General features: G+C 59.5%; 13 protein-coding genes and 1 tRNA gene. 6 read left to right on the plus strand and 8 right to left on the minus strand.

Annotation, left to right across the window (positions count from 1 at the left end):
* Window positions 1-245 precede the first annotated feature (245 nt).
* The 4 genes from pstB to BLW62_RS10300 all read right to left on the minus strand — a co-directional run bounded on the left by pstB (window position 246) and on the right by BLW62_RS10300 (window position 4364).
* Window positions 246-1103, minus strand: coding sequence for a phosphate ABC transporter ATP-binding protein PstB (gene pstB / locus BLW62_RS10285; protein WP_090506961.1), 858 nt, complete (start codon window positions 1101-1103; stop codon window positions 246-248).
* A 363-nt stretch (window positions 1104-1466) separates the two neighbouring features.
* The gene (gene pstA / locus BLW62_RS10290) at window positions 1467-2399 is read right to left on the minus strand and encodes a phosphate ABC transporter permease PstA (protein WP_090506962.1); all 933 of its coding nucleotides are present in this window, start codon (window positions 2397-2399) and stop codon (window positions 1467-1469) included.
* On the minus strand, window positions 2396-3319 hold the full coding sequence (pstC, locus tag BLW62_RS10295) for a phosphate ABC transporter permease subunit PstC (RefSeq protein ID WP_090506963.1): 924 nt from the start codon (window positions 3317-3319) through the stop codon (window positions 2396-2398). Before pstC ends, pstA begins: the two co-directional genes overlap by 4 nt.
* Before the next feature lie 58 nt (window positions 3320-3377).
* Window positions 3378-4364, minus strand: coding sequence for a PstS family phosphate ABC transporter substrate-binding protein (locus tag BLW62_RS10300; protein WP_090506964.1), 987 nt, complete (start codon window positions 4362-4364; stop codon window positions 3378-3380).
* Window positions 4365-4568: 204 nt separating this feature from the next.
* On the opposite strand from BLW62_RS10300, the gene BLW62_RS10305 reads away from it, so the two are divergent.
* Window positions 4569-5564: a phosphate uptake regulator PhoU gene (locus BLW62_RS10305; protein ID WP_090506965.1), complete on the plus strand. Its 996-nt coding sequence runs from the start codon at window positions 4569-4571 to the stop codon at window positions 5562-5564.
* A gap of 145 nt (window positions 5565-5709) precedes the next feature.
* Here the strand turns inward: BLW62_RS10305 and BLW62_RS10310 are convergent, their stop codons facing one another.
* The 3 genes from BLW62_RS10310 to BLW62_RS10320 form a co-directional block, all read right to left on the minus strand.
* Window positions 5710-6036 (minus strand): DUF5789 family protein, encoded by a 327-nt coding sequence (locus BLW62_RS10310; RefSeq protein ID WP_090506966.1) that lies wholly within the window; start codon window positions 6034-6036, stop codon window positions 5710-5712.
* Window positions 6037-6327: 291 nt separating this feature from the next.
* Entirely contained in the window at window positions 6328-6696 is a 369-nt protein-coding gene (locus BLW62_RS10315) for a 30S ribosomal protein S8e (protein WP_090506967.1), read from the minus strand.
* 300 nt (window positions 6697-6996) lie between these two features.
* Window positions 6997-9252 carry an NADP-dependent malic enzyme gene (locus BLW62_RS10320; RefSeq protein WP_090506968.1) on the minus strand — a complete coding sequence of 752 codons (2256 nt, stop codon included), beginning with the start codon at window positions 9250-9252 and terminating at the stop codon, window positions 6997-6999.
* A gap of 149 nt (window positions 9253-9401) precedes the next feature.
* On the opposite strand from BLW62_RS10320, the gene BLW62_RS10325 reads away from it, so the two are divergent.
* A complete protein-coding gene (locus BLW62_RS10325; RefSeq protein WP_090506969.1) occupies window positions 9402-9884 on the plus strand; it encodes a phosphopantetheine adenylyltransferase in 483 nt (160 codons plus the stop codon).
* Window positions 9885-10020: 136 nt separating this feature from the next.
* On the opposite strand, the gene BLW62_RS10330 is transcribed toward BLW62_RS10325, so the two are convergent.
* Complete coding sequence (locus BLW62_RS10330) at window positions 10021-10329, minus strand: transcription initiation factor IIB family protein (protein WP_090506970.1); 309 nt, start codon at window positions 10327-10329, stop codon at window positions 10021-10023.
* Window positions 10330-10587: 258 nt separating this feature from the next.
* On the opposite strand from BLW62_RS10330, the gene BLW62_RS18705 reads away from it, so the two are divergent.
* The 4 genes from BLW62_RS18705 to BLW62_RS10345 all read left to right on the plus strand — a co-directional run bounded on the left by BLW62_RS18705 (window position 10588) and on the right by BLW62_RS10345 (window position 12867).
* Window positions 10588-10761, plus strand: coding sequence for a hypothetical protein (locus BLW62_RS18705; protein ID WP_175459730.1), 174 nt, complete (start codon window positions 10588-10590; stop codon window positions 10759-10761).
* 46 nt (window positions 10762-10807) lie between these two features.
* Window positions 10808-10892: transfer RNA gene (locus tag BLW62_RS10335), tRNA-Leu, on the plus strand.
* Window positions 10893-11288: 396 nt separating this feature from the next.
* Window positions 11289-12101: a diadenylate cyclase DacZ gene (gene dacZ / locus BLW62_RS10340; RefSeq protein WP_090506971.1), complete on the plus strand. Its 813-nt coding sequence runs from the start codon at window positions 11289-11291 to the stop codon at window positions 12099-12101.
* Window position 12102: 1 nt separating this feature from the next.
* Window positions 12103-12867: a mechanosensitive ion channel family protein gene (locus tag BLW62_RS10345; RefSeq protein WP_090506972.1), complete on the plus strand. Its 765-nt coding sequence runs from the start codon at window positions 12103-12105 to the stop codon at window positions 12865-12867.
* Window positions 12868-12922 lie beyond the last annotated feature (55 nt).

Here is a 12922-nt window from a genome sequence, read left to right on the forward strand (position 1 = left end):
ACCGCATTGATCCTCGTGTACCATTGGTAGTTACTGACACTGTAGGTAACAGACTGATTTCGATAAACCGGGTGCTTGCGAGTGACACCCACCACGCGAGCGTCCCCTGATAGCTGGCGCTGGCGATTGTACTCGAGAGCTGACTGTCCGGTGAACCCGGTAAAACCAACCGATTCAGTCGCTCACGAACGAATTGGTACGACTGTCTTCGCAACTCGAGAAAACACGTCCTCGATCACCGACGCTTACCCGAACTTGCCGGTGATGTAATCTTCGACCCGGTCACTCTCGGGATTGTTGAAAATCTTGTTCGTGTCGTCGAACTCGACGAGATCCCCGCCCGTCAGGAAGACGGCCGTCTTATCCGAGATACGCGCCGCCTGTTGCATGTTATGGGTGACGATAACGACGGTGTACTCCTCGGCTAACTCCTCGACTAAGTCCTCGATTTTCGAGGTCGCGACGGGATCCAGCGCCGACGCTGGCTCGTCCATCAAGATGACCTCGGGATCCGGTGCGATCGCTCGAGCGATACAGAGACGCTGTTGTTGGCCCCCAGAGAGATCGAGTCCGCTCGAGTCGAGTTGGTCTTCGACCTCTTCGAAGAGTGCCGCACGCTCGAGTGCCGTCTGCACTTTTGCCTCGACGTCGCCGTCGTCTTTCCCCTGAACGCGGAGACCGTAGGCCACGTTGTCGAAGATACTCTTCGGGAACGGATTCGGTTTCTGGAAGACCATGCCGATTTTCCGACGGAGTGCGACGGGGTCAACGTCCTCGTCGTAGACGTTCTTTCCGTGGAAATAGAGGTCGCCCTCGACGCGCGCGACGTCGATCAGGTCGTTCATTCGGTTGATCGAGCGCAAGAACGTCGATTTCCCACAGCCGGAGGGCCCGATGAGCGCTGTGACTCCGCGTTCAGGAATGTCCATATCAATTCCGTGAAGGGCCTGATCGTCACCGTAGAAGACGTCGAGATTGCGCGATTCGATGACGGCATCGTCGACCCGCGGAGAGCCAAGTGGCGCGTTGTCGGCCATCGCGGCGTCAGCAGTGGAATCACTGGATTCCGATGTCGTGACGGTTTGAGGTCCGTTCGCGGTCATTTGGGATACGTAATCCTCGAGCCTCGAGCAGTTACTTGTTGCGGAATTCGCTTCGATGTCTCCGACGCGTTTCTCCGCGGGCACGAGGACCTGTTCTCGTCGTCGAGTGAATCTGTCGGGGCGTATCCCACCGTCGTCTTTTGATCTCCCCCACACTCGAGTCGTAACTCACACGCTCTGGTCTCAACTCGATGGATCGGTGCCATCTATACACCAATCCATCAGCCGACCGACTAAGTACGATACTATGATGGCTCTTGTCGCCTCGTGAGAGCTCTATACGACTATATAGGACGACGTCTGCGGATTTCCTTACTCACGGAATCCAAAACGAAACGGTGGGATTAGTTTCAGACCGGACCGTCAACGGCGGTCGTACTTGTTTCGGATGTAGATCGCGACCGCGTTCATGAGCAACAACACCGTCAGGAGGACGATGATGCCGGCTGCGGCGATGTGCTGGAAGTCCCCTTCGGGTTCTTTCGCCCACGTGAAGATCTGCATCGGCATCGCGGCGAACGAACCGGTCGGATCCGTAATCTCCGGCGGCGCGAACATCGACGTCGCCGCACCGACCATGATGATCGGGGCCGTTTCACCGATCGCTCGAGAGAGCGAGAGGATGATTCCCGTCATGATGCCGGGAATCGCTTCGGGGAGGACGACGTTTCTGACCGTCTGCCACTTCGTTGCGCCGGTACCGTACGACGCCTGACGCATCGAGTCCGGAACAGCTCGAAGCGATTCCTGTGTTTGGACGATAACGATCGGTAAGATCAACAGCGTCAGCGTGAGTGCACCGGCGAGGAGGCTCGAGCCAGCACCCATCGCTCTGACGAAGACGGCCAGTCCGAGCAGGCCGTACACGATCGAGGGAACACCGGCGAGGTTCGCGATATTCGCCTCGATGAAGCGCGTCAGGAGGTTCTCACTCGCGTACTCCTCGAGATAGATCGCGGCCCCGACGCCGAGGATCAGCGTGAAGACGGCCGTCATCGCGATGAGATACACCGAACCGACGAGTGCCGGGTAGATTCCGCCGGGCCCGGTCGGGAGATCGCCGTAGTTCGACGGATCGTAGTTCTCGGCGAGGTACGACGGCGGGTGGGTCAGGAACTCGAGCGTGAGCCAGCCCCAGGCTTCGTTGACCACGTCGAGGACGAGCGCGACGAGGGCGACGATTCCGACCAACGTTGCCAGGATACAACAGGCGAGGAAGATGCGTCCGTACAGCCGCATCCGACGGATCGAGGAGTCGTCGACGTCGAGTCCTTCCGAGTGGGTGGGGGTACTCATTCGTACTCCTCCCGGTAGCGCGAGCGAATCCACATGCTACCGACGTTCATCAAGAAGGTCATTACGAACAGTGTCAAGCCGAGCGCGAAGAGACTCATGTAGCCGATCGAGCCGACGGAGGCGTCACCGGTGCCGATTTCGACCATATAGGCCGTCATCGTCTGCATCTCGGCGAACGGACTCATCGAGATCTGGGGCAACATCCCGACGGCGAGCGTGACCGCCATTGTCTCACCGATCGCCCGCGAAATCGCGAGAATGTACGCCGAGAGGATTCCCGAGAGCGACGCCGGTAAGACGACCTGCGTCGACACTTCGAACTTCGTCGCACCGAGTCCGTAGGCCGCGTTCCGAAGTGAGTCCGGAACCGAACTCATCGCGTCCTCTGAGATGGACGAGACCATCGGGATGATCATGACGCCAACGACGATGGCACCCGAAAGCACGTTGAACGTCCCGACCTCCGGATTGAAGTACTGAATCACCGGCGTAATAAACGAGAGCGCGAAGAATCCGTAGACGATCGTCGGAATCCCGGCCAGCACCTCGAGCGTCGGCTTGACGATACGGCGAACGCGCTCGTTGGCGTACTCCGAGAGGTAAATCGCCGTCAGCGTCCCGACCGGAAGCGCGATGATTGCGGAACCGACGGTGACGACCAGCGTCCCCCAGACGAGCGGCAAGACACCGAAGCTCGGATTACTCGCGTCTCGAGGGCTCCACTCCGTTCCCGTGAGGTATTCGACGATCGAAACCTCCGAGAAGAAGTCGACCGCGCCGTCGACGAGCACGAGGATGATCGCCAGCGTCGTCAAAACGGTGACGAGCGCACACGAAAAGAAGATCCACTTCGCAAATCTGTCGATAAACGACCCGACGTCGTTGTCCTCCCGACTGAGATTGACCGGCTCGGTACTCATTTGAGCCCCCCTACTCGTCGCCACTCGCACAGTATCGTCGTCCGTCTGCGATCAGTGTTCATTCGTACTCCTCGGTTATCTCGTCGAGTTTCTCGTGTTGTTCTTCGATCGTCTCGTCGGGAACGGCGTAAAACCCGACGTCTCGAGCCGTCTCCTGCGTATTATCGAGGTAAAATCGGACGAATTCTCGGACGGCTTCCCGACGCAACGACTCCTCGCGAACGTAGAGGTACATCGGTCGCGCGAGGGGCGTGTACGCCCCCTCCTCGTCTTCGTCCATCTCGATCGTGTCCGGTTCGGGGTAGATACAGCCGTCGCCGTCGTCCACCGCGATCAGATCGAGATCGTCCTCGTTCTCGTAGTAGTATCCGGCACCCCCAAAGCCCATCGCGTACTGGTTGCCGCTGACGCCGTTGATGATCTGGTTCGTATCCGGGGTGCCACTGTAGTCGCTTCGAATGTCCCCGACACTGCCGTTGATCGTCTCCGTAAAGTAGTCGAACGTCCCCGACGCGGTGTCTCGACCGTACAGGGAAATGTCCTCGTCGGGCCACTCGTCGTCTATATCCTGCCACGTCTCGATGTCCGACCCGTTTTGCCACACCGCCTCGAGTTCCTCGGTCGTCAGGCAGTCACACCAATCGTTTTCCGGGTGCTTCATGATCGCGAGTCCGTCCATCACGACCTCGAGTTGGATCCACTCGGCGTCGTTGGACTCACAGAGTTCTAACTCGTCGTCTGAAATATCTCGGCTGGCGTTTTGGAGGTCCGTTTCACCCCGACAAAACTGCTGGAAGCCAGCACCCGTCCCCGATCCCCTGACCGGGATGTTCACCTGATTGTTCTCCCAGTTGAACAGGTCCGCGACGAGTGCGCTGTTCGGCAACAGCGTGTTCGAGCCGTCGATCACGATCTCGCCGTCGAGACCGCTGTCCTCGCCGTGAACGATACACCCAGACAGTCCCATCAGACTCGATCCTGCGACACCGAGTAAAACGCGACGACGTGAGATGTCGCCACCACCGGAAGTCGGGTCGGTACCCATCGCATTGCTCTAGCGTTCCTCCCGTCTAAATACCCTACTATGTTATCTATATATCTCTATGTTCGACACTGAGTACCAGAGGACGCCAGCGCCAACTTCCCGTCCGCACGCCTTCCGTTACCGTCCTGTTCGGTGACCGACGCGAGAGGAGTCTCGTCTATAGAGACCGGGTGTATTATACCCACACCGCTGAAATTGATCCGTATGGAGACGCGAAAGGTCCAGGTAACTGGCGGGTCGACGTACACCGTCTCGTTACCGAAATCGTGGGCGACCGACAACGGCGTCAGTGCCGGAACGACGGTGGAATTCTACCCTGAAAGCGACTCGTTGCTCCTCACACCACAGAGCGAAACCAATCGTCAGGAGGGAACCCTCGGGATCGACGACCTCGAGGGCGAGCGGCTGACTCGAGCCGTCATGACGATGTACGTCAGCGGCTTCGATATCATCCGACTCGAGGCCGGACGAATCACGACCGACCAGCGAAGTGCGATCCGAAGCGCGACGCAGAGTCTCGTCGGCGTCGAAGTGCTCTCCGAAACGACCGATAGCGTCGTTATTCAGGACCTCCTCGACTCCTCCGAACTCTCGATCGTCAACGCCGTCTCTCGCATGCGCCTGATCGCCAGTTCGATGCTCGAGGACGCCGTCACCGCCCTCGTCGAGAACGACGACGACATTGCACAGGACGTGATCGAACGCGACGACGACGTCGACCGACTCTGGCTCGTCGTTTCACGAATCTTCCGGGCGACGCTTCGCTCACCTCGTGCCGCGGAGGAACTCGGCGTGCCGCGCGAGGACTGCTTCGACTACCACTCGAGCGCACGCCAACTCGAGCGCGTCGCCGACCACGCGGCCAAAATATCGAACCTCGCGCTCAAACTCGAGGAAATTCCCGAAGCCGTCGCAGCGGCCCTCGTCGAACTCCACGGCGACGCCTCCGATGTCCTCGAGAAGTCGATGGACGCGCTCGTCGCCGAAGACAGCGGTGAGGCGAATCGACTCGGTCACGCCGCCCGCGAAGCCGTTCTCGAAATCGACGAGCACACGCGGACGATCGACGACATGTTGCGCGACTTAGAGCCCGTGCAGGCCCAATCGCTCGGGCTGATCGTCGACTCCCTCTCACGGAGTGCAGACTACGGTGGGAACATCGCTGAGACAGCACTTCAGAAGGCAGCTCCGCGACCCTGAGTGAAATTTCCGTGAAACTACTGAACGAGGGTCACACGGGGAGAGGCTTCGGCCCGTCCCGGTAGAATCGAGGACGGTGCCGTTCGCTCCTTTCGATGGGCCTGAGCGGGACGTAGCTGCGAGGAGAGAGACCGAACCGAGAGTCTCAGAACGAGAGTTGTTCGTCTTCTCGTCTCTCCCCCAGTGCGGGCGGCGTGCGATCGGAGTAGTACCGACGGCCGACCGCTCGGCTATCGACCATGTTGAACACCGCTTGCCGTGCCTCACTCGGCGACTCGTAGGTTTCGTTCGCAAACGAACCGAGGATATTGCGGACCGTTTCTGCCCCGTTCGGAAGTTCGATCAGATGCTCGCCGAACGTTTCGACGAGTTCCTCGTTCGTACTCGGATAGGAATGCTCCTCCAGTTGCCCCGCTAACTCACCGAATTCGACTCCAAGCTCTCGGTGTGAGGCGATGGTGCTGTCAGTCATTGTCGATCCGGCCCTCCTACACCACCGATTCACAAATGGCTGTGGGGGTATCAATTTGGGAGACCGATTCTACCTTTCCAGGCCTCGAGCGCTCGTACTCCTGGTACGGGACAAACCGATCGCCCGTTGGGCGACCCACACGAACAGCATCGCTCACGTTGGCCCGTGGGCTGAGAAGAGAGTCGCACCTCGAGTTCGATTCCGGATTGCTCGATAGTACCGACTCAAACGGGTTAGAGACTGATCGCCGAATTGTCTGGCGATCAGGTGTGCACTGACGTGCAGTGGCTCCTACAGGAGAACGGCGTTGACCTGTCCGGTCTGGCCGGGACGGGAGGTGACGCGGGCCTGTCCTTCCGAGGTGTCGATGACGGCACCCTTCGTGATGATGTTTCGGCGGACGTAGTTCGGGTTGGCGTCGTTCTCGACGACGTCTTCGATGTCGGCCGAGACGGTCTCGCCGTCTTTGTTCACGCTGACGACGTCAGTCGAGAGTGCGCGAGTCTTCGTTCCGTTCCCGCGAACATCGACGGTTCGGAATCGTGGCTCGCCAACTTGCGTTTCGGTCGGCAGACGGCCGAGTTCGTCTTTACGGCGCTTGCGGACGTTTTTGAGTCGGCCACCAGTTCGCTTTCGCGTAGAGCCTGCCTGATCTTGCATATCCACACCCAGTCCCGGCGGATATTTATATGCAACGAGATACGCGCCAGCACGACTCGAGTGACTCCGTTCGGACGAAACCAAAACCGATCGGAAACGACTGGGTTGGCTTTCGCTCTCCGAACCGTGCTTCGTCCGCGAGTGCTATTCCTGGTGGGCGTCGACGCCGCACCACCTCCCAGGTTGTACCGGCCTTTTTTCCGCTCGGACCAGCCTCCGACTGACCACTCGCGCAAAAAAATCACGACCAAAAAAGGGCGCTCCCTCACTTCGTTCGGTCGCGGAGCCTTCCAAACGAACTTACTCTTTCTGGGCGTCCACGACCGCAACACCAGCCAGGTTGACGATATCCTTGACCTCATCGCCTCGCTGGAGGACGTGGACCGGTTTGTCCATTCCAACCAGCATCGGGCCGATGGCGTCTGCGCCGCCCAGACGCTGGAGCAGTTTGTAGCCGATGTTCCCCGACTCGAGGTTCGGGAAGACGAGCACGTTCGCGGGTTGCTCGAGTTCCGAGAAGCCGTACGTTCCCTCGAGAATGTCCTCGACGACGGCGGTGTCCGCTTGCATCTCACCGTCGACTGGGAAGTCGATCTCGGGGTCGTCCTGGAGCATTCGCGCCGCGTTGCGTGGCTTGCGAGTTCCCTCGTTGTTGACGCTGCCGAAGTTCGAGTACGACAGGAGTGCCGCTCGCGGTTCGATGTTGAAGCGACGGGCGAGCTTTCCGGTCTGTTTGGTGACCTCTGCGAGCACTTCCTCGTCCGGGGCCTGATTCACCGTCGCGTCGGCGACGAAGATCACGCGATTCTTGAACGCGAGCATGTAGACGCCAGCCGCGTAGTCGACGTCGTCCGCCGTGCCGATAACCTGCAGCGGCGGGCGAAGTGCCGAGGGATAGTGGTGGGAGAGGCCGGTCAAGAGCGCGTCCGCGTCGCCCTGTTCGACCATCACGCTCCCGAAGTAATTCGAGTCGCGTTCGATCATGTCGCCCGCTTCGGTGCGCGTGACTCCCTTGCGCGCTCGAAGTTCGTGCAATCGGTCGGCGTACCCTTCGTAGTCCCCAACCGTGGGATCGGCGACCTGCGGATCGAAATCCAATCCGAGGTTAGCCGCCGTCTGGCGGATATCGCTCTCGTCACCGATGAGCACGGGCAGGGCGATTCCCTGCTCTTGAATCTGGTAGGCCGCGCGGATCATCTTCTCGTTTTCACCCTCCGCGAGCGCGACGGTCTTCGGTTCGCTCTTTGCCTTGTTGAGGACCACGCGCATCATCTCGCGCGATTTGCCGAGTCGGGCCTCGAGTTCTTCTTCGTAGGCCTCGAGGTCGATTTCGGTGCGTGCGGCACCGGAGTCCATCGCGGCTTCGGCGATCGACGGCGCGACGCGGAAGAGGACCCGCGGGTCGACGGGTTTCGGGATGATGTAGTCCGGACCGTACTGGATCGGGTCGTCGCCGTAGGCCTTGACGACTGCATCCGGTACGTCCTGACGGGCGAGGTCGGCCAGCGCTTCGGCGCAAGCCACCTTCATCTCCTCGTTGATCTCGGTCGCGCGCACGTCCAGCGCGCCACGGAAGATGAAGGGGAAGCCGAGCACGTTGTTGACCTGATTCGGGTAATCCGAACGGCCCGTCGCCATGATGACGTCGTCGTCGCGGGCGGCTTTCGCCTCCTCGTAGCCGATTTCCGGGTCCGGGTTGGCCATCGCGAAGACAATCGGATTCGCGTTCATCGACTGGACCATCTCCGGCGAGACGATACCGCCGATCGAGAGGCCGACGAACACGTCCGCACCCTCCATCGCGTCGGCGAGGTCGCCTTCCGGGACGTCACGAGCGAACTGTTGTTTGTACTCGTTGACGTCACCTCGCTGTGCCCGCTCGGCGGTGATGATCCCCGAGGAGTCACACATGGTAATGTTCTCTTTCTTACAGCCGAGTGAAACGTAGAACCGAGCGGTCGCGATTGCACTCGCGCCAGCGCCCGAAAAGACGATTTCGAGGTCTTCGAGGTCCTTCTCTGCAATGTCGGCGGCATTGAGCAACGCAGCACCGGAGATGATTGCCGTTCCGTGTTGGTCGTCGTGGAACACTGGAATGTCGATCTCCTCACGCAGGCGTTCCTCGACGGTGAAACACTCGGGGGCTTTGATGTCCTCGAGGTTGACCCCGCCGAATGTCGGTTCCATCATTTTGACGGCCTCGACGAGTTTGTGCGGGTCGGCTTCGTCGAGTTCGATGTCGAAAACGTCGATGTCGGCGAAGCGTTTGAACAGTACGCCTTTCCCCTCCATCACCGGCTTGGACGCCTGTGCGCCGATATCGCCGAGACCGAGGACGGCCGAACCATTCGAGACGACACCAACGAGGTTGCCTTTTGCCGTGTACGTGTAGGCTTCGTCGTCCGCTTCGTCGATTTCTAAACACGGGGCAGCGACGCCGGGTGAATACGCGAGCGAAAGATCTCGCTGGGTATTCGTCGATTTCGTCGTCGAAATCTCTATTTTTCCGGGAGGATCGGTGCGGTGATACTCGAGTGAGTCCTCGTCTAATCCCATACCGGGGACACTGCAGGGGAGTACTAAAAACAATGTGGAGGTGAGTTTCGACGGATGACGTATTCCCTCGGGCGTGGGTCGTCGTTTTCGGACGCGAATGCGTTCGGTGATTCGACCGTTTTATACGCACCGCCCAAGTGAGGTGGCGTATGGACGTCGCGCTCGGTGGGACGTTCGACCCCGTCCACGATGGGCATCGCCGGCTCTTCGAACGGGCGTTCGAACTCGGGGATGTGACCGTTGGACTGACAAGTGACGAGCTCGCTCCAAAGACACGACACGTCGAGCGACGCGTGAGATCGTTCGACGAGCGAAAAGCGACTCTCGAGGCGGAACTCGAGCCGATCGCGGCCACTCACGGCCGCGAGTTCGAGGTTCGGTGTCTCGAGAAACCGACCGGCATCGCTACGGAGCCCCAGTACGACTACCTCGTCGTCTCTCCTGAGACCCGTGAGGGTGGCCAGCGAATCAACGAGATTCGTGAAGAACAGGGCCACGACCCACTCGAGGTCGTCGTCGTCGAGCACATGCGCGCCGACGATGGTGATATCATCTCGAGTACGCGAATCGTGATGGGAGAAATCGACGAACACGGGAACGTGGTCGAGGGAGAAGAAACGGACTCCCGATAGCACCTGTTACTCGACGTGAGCGTCTGATTGTGCGTACTTCACACTGTCGAGAATAGTTTCACCGCCGTATCGTCCACGTACACTGACGCAGTGTGAGACTGACCGAGTGAAACTATCGTCACGGAGTGCAATCACGCTACCACCGCGGGGGCTCGAGACCCGCATCCGCGAGGATATCCTTCCACCTGGATTGAATCGAAAGCCGTGAGACACCTGCTGCCTCGGCGACGTCACCCTGTGTTCGGCCGTCACCTGCGACGAGTGACCCAGCGTAGATACTCGCTGCGAGAACGGGTTGCTTCGATCGGTCTTCGTCTGGGACGTCGGCGAGAAAGAGATCGACCGCACACGAACGGGCGTCGCTCGTAAGCTCGAGACGATCGGCCACCTGGTCCAGTTCCTCGAGCCAGTCATCGTACTCGAGTCTGTCGCGGGCGGAGTGCATACGCCGACGTATTGCCCCAATGAGGATAACGTTACGGGTCACGCCATACATATCGATAATCCGACCTAATTCGGTGTGCAAATCCTCGAAACAGTGGTCCAATGGGGTGCTGTCCCGGGCAACGTTCAGCTACGAACGAGTCCAGAAGTTGGCCGTTCACTGGCAATTTCACTAGGATACAACTACTAAACCGTGGTACGCGCGCCAGTATACGATGACGCTCGTCGTTCGGGTTCGGTCCACGGCTGCGTCTCGTCTATGAAAGAGCCAACCTGCAAGCTCGTGTGTACCGGTTGCGGCCTCGAGATGCCGTATCGGAATCGATCGCTGGCCGAACAAGCGGCGGAACTCCACCAACTCCGGGATGCAGAGCATGTGACGTTTATCGTGCCACCGGACTGGTCGCCCGAAGAGCCAGTGAAACAGCGATGACGCGTATCGACAGGTACTTACTCAGTTCGTGAAAATCTGTTCGTGAGCGCGGGTAGCCAAGCCAGGCCAACGGCGCAGCGCTTAGGACGCTGTCCCGTAGGGGTCCGCCGGTTCGAATCCGGTCCCGCGCATTCTCCGCGAACAACTCCGTGAGCGGAGAATGCGGTCAGCGGTTCGAACCCTGGAAGGAACGCGCAGCGACCGTCGGGAGCGAGCATTTCTTGCTTTGGTTCGAATCCGGTCCCGCACACTGACGAGTTTTCGAACGAAGTGAGAAAACGAGTGAGGGGGCAAAAGCGGATTCGCGTCCCAGCGGACGAGCGGAACGAAGTCCTCGCGGTTCGAATCAAGTCTCGCGCATTGCTGTGGCGAGCAAGCACGCAAGCGACAGCGCTCGAGTGTCACGTCGAGGACGAGGCCAGAAACCCGACGTAAGAGTGGCCTCGAGTAGAGTCGGACCGGAACGTGGCAGACACGCGTCAGACGGTCCACAACGTTTATTCGCGCGGACACGACTTATATGATCAATGGACGGCTTAGACGACGTGTTCGGCGATCTCTATTCGGACGTCGATGGGGTTTTCCTCTTCTCGCCGAGTGGCTCGTATTACGAGCGATTCAAAGCGATCGAGGATGTCGACGTAGTCGTCGTCGGAACGGAAAACGCGGTGGGTGCAGAGACGTTCGTCGAACTCCCACTCTCGTTCGACGATCTCACCGATCGAATCCGGTTCGCACTCGAAGGCGCACTCGAACAGGACGTCATCGAAGACGGGGACGAACTCATCTGCGCGACGAGTGTGTTCAGCGGCGAGACCGATACGCTCGCGCGCGTTCGTGCGGACGGCGAGGCACACACCGGCATCTACGACCTCTTCGTGAAATCTCGAGCGGACCCAGAAGTGATCAAATCCGTACTCGAGTTGGCGATCGAACTCGGACAGAAGGGACAAAAAGGAAAGCCCGTCGGTGCACTCTTCGTCGTCGGCGACGCGGGCAAGGTGATGAACAAGTCCCGACCGCTGTCGTACAATCCGTTCGAGAAATCCCACGTCCACGTCGGTGACCCCATCGTGAACGTGATGTTAAAGGAGTTCTCGCGACTCGACGGTGCGTTCGTCATCTCCGATGCGGGGAAGATCGTCTCCGCCTATCGATACCTCGAGCCGTCGGCCGAGGGCGTCGACATTCCGAAAGGACTCGGCGCGCGGCACATGGCCGGGGGTGCGATCACTCGAGATACGAACTCGATAACGATCGTGCTCTCGGAGAGTGATGGGCTCGTCCGGGCGTTCAAGGCCGGCGAGCTTATTTTGGAGGTCGATCCGGAGGCGTACTGATATGGACTGGCAGACCCTCATCGACGAACCGGCCGTCATAGCCATGGCGGTGTTGGCACTCGGTGTCGTCGTCGGCTACCTTGTCGGCCGACTCAACGAAGAACTGTTGACGGCATCCGGTGTTCCGGACGCGGTCGAGGGAACGCCATTCGAGCGGACCGCCCAGTCGATCGGCACGTCGACGGTCGAAATCGTCGCTCGATTAAGTTCGTGGTTCATCTACGGTATTGCCGTACTCACGGCGATCCACATCGCACAGTTACTCGACACCGACGCGTTCTGGATGCGGGTGACGGAGTTCATCCCGCAAGTGTTCATCGCCGTTCTCGTCCTCATCGTCGGCTTCATTATCGCCGACAAGGCCGAGTTGGTCGTGGGCGAGTCGCTTCGTGGCGTCAAGGTCCCGGAAGTCTCGTTGGTGCCGAAGCTCGTCAAGTACACCGTCTTGTTCGTCACGTTCGTCATCGCACTCGGTCAAATCGGCGTCTTCGTGTCGCCGTTGCTCATCTTGCTCACGGTGATCGCCATCGGCGCGGTCATCGTCGGGGCCATCGCCTCACAGGACTTCCTCGTCTCGAGTGCTGCAGGAATCTATCTGTTACTCAATCAGCCATACGGGATCGGCGACCAGGTCGAAATCGGTGAGCAATCCGGTATCGTTCAAGAAGTCGACCTCTTCGTCACGAAAATCGAAGACGACTCCGAAGAGTATATCGTCCCCAACCGGAAGGTCTTCGAGGAAGGAATCGTCCGGGTTCGAGACTGAGGACTCGGTGATTCGTCCTCGCGTATCCACGCTGTTTGGTTCCCATTTGGCCCAC

Origin of the sequence: Natronorubrum sediminis (assembly GCF_900108095.1) — an archaeon.
Classification (GTDB): domain Archaea; phylum Halobacteriota; class Halobacteria; order Halobacteriales; family Natrialbaceae; genus Natronorubrum; species Natronorubrum sediminis.

Excerpts from the sequence above, each read along its gene's own strand:
- BLW62_RS10325 (WP_090506969.1), top strand. The coding sequence starts at position 9,402 with ATGGACGTCGCGCTCGGTGGGACGTTCGACCCCGTCCACGATGGGCAT.
- BLW62_RS18705 (WP_175459730.1), top strand. The coding sequence starts at position 10,588 with ATGAAAGAGCCAACCTGCAAGCTCGTGTGTACCGGTTGCGGCCTCGAG.
- dacZ (WP_090506971.1), top strand. The coding sequence starts at position 11,289 with ATGGACGGCTTAGACGACGTGTTCGGCGATCTCTATTCGGACGTCGAT.
- BLW62_RS10310 (WP_090506966.1), bottom strand. The coding sequence starts at position 6,036 with ATGACTGACAGCACCATCGCCTCACACCGAGAGCTTGGAGTCGAATTC.
- pstC (WP_090506963.1), bottom strand. The coding sequence starts at position 3,319 with ATGAGTACCGAGCCGGTCAATCTCAGTCGGGAGGACAACGACGTCGGG.
- BLW62_RS10315 (WP_090506967.1), bottom strand. The coding sequence starts at position 6,696 with ATGCAAGATCAGGCAGGCTCTACGCGAAAGCGAACTGGTGGCCGACTC.
- BLW62_RS10305 (WP_090506965.1), top strand. The coding sequence starts at position 4,569 with ATGGAGACGCGAAAGGTCCAGGTAACTGGCGGGTCGACGTACACCGTC.
- BLW62_RS10330 (WP_090506970.1), bottom strand. The coding sequence starts at position 10,329 with ATGCACTCCGCCCGCGACAGACTCGAGTACGATGACTGGCTCGAGGAA.
- pstB (WP_090506961.1), bottom strand. The coding sequence starts at position 1,103 with ATGACCGCGAACGGACCTCAAACCGTCACGACATCGGAATCCAGTGAT.
- pstA (WP_090506962.1), bottom strand. The coding sequence starts at position 2,399 with ATGAGTACCCCCACCCACTCGGAAGGACTCGACGTCGACGACTCCTCG.
- BLW62_RS10300 (WP_090506964.1), bottom strand. The coding sequence starts at position 4,364 with ATGGGTACCGACCCGACTTCCGGTGGTGGCGACATCTCACGTCGTCGC.
- BLW62_RS10345 (WP_090506972.1), top strand. The coding sequence starts at position 12,103 with ATGGACTGGCAGACCCTCATCGACGAACCGGCCGTCATAGCCATGGCG.
- BLW62_RS10320 (WP_090506968.1), bottom strand. The coding sequence starts at position 9,252 with ATGGGATTAGACGAGGACTCACTCGAGTATCACCGCACCGATCCTCCC.